The organism is Paenibacillus cineris, from assembly GCF_018333335.1.
Lineage (GTDB): Bacteria > Bacillota > Bacilli > Paenibacillales > Paenibacillaceae > Paenibacillus_AQ > Paenibacillus_AQ favisporus.
This window is the reverse complement of sequence record NZ_BORU01000063.1, coordinates 1-206: the sequence shown is the minus strand read 5'-3', so window position 1 is coordinate 206 and position 206 is coordinate 1. Positions and strand designations below refer to the sequence as shown.

General features: G+C 56.3%; 1 rRNA gene. It reads right to left on the bottom strand.

The features are described 5' to 3' along the window. Positions 1-206 (bottom strand): 23S ribosomal RNA (locus KI379_RS33960); the annotation flags it as partial.

The window sequence follows — 206 nt, the reverse complement described above, 5'->3', positions numbered from 1 at the left end:
CCTTCTGCCTTTGCACTCTTCGAATGATTTCCAACCATTCTGAGGGAACCTTGGGGCGCCTCCGTTACTCTTTAGGAGGCGACCGCCCCAGTCAAACTGCCCACCTGACACTGTCCCCATACCGGATTACGGTACCAGGTTAGAACCTAGATACGATCAGGGTGGTATCCCAACGGCGCCTCCACCCAAGCTGGCGCTCAGGTTTC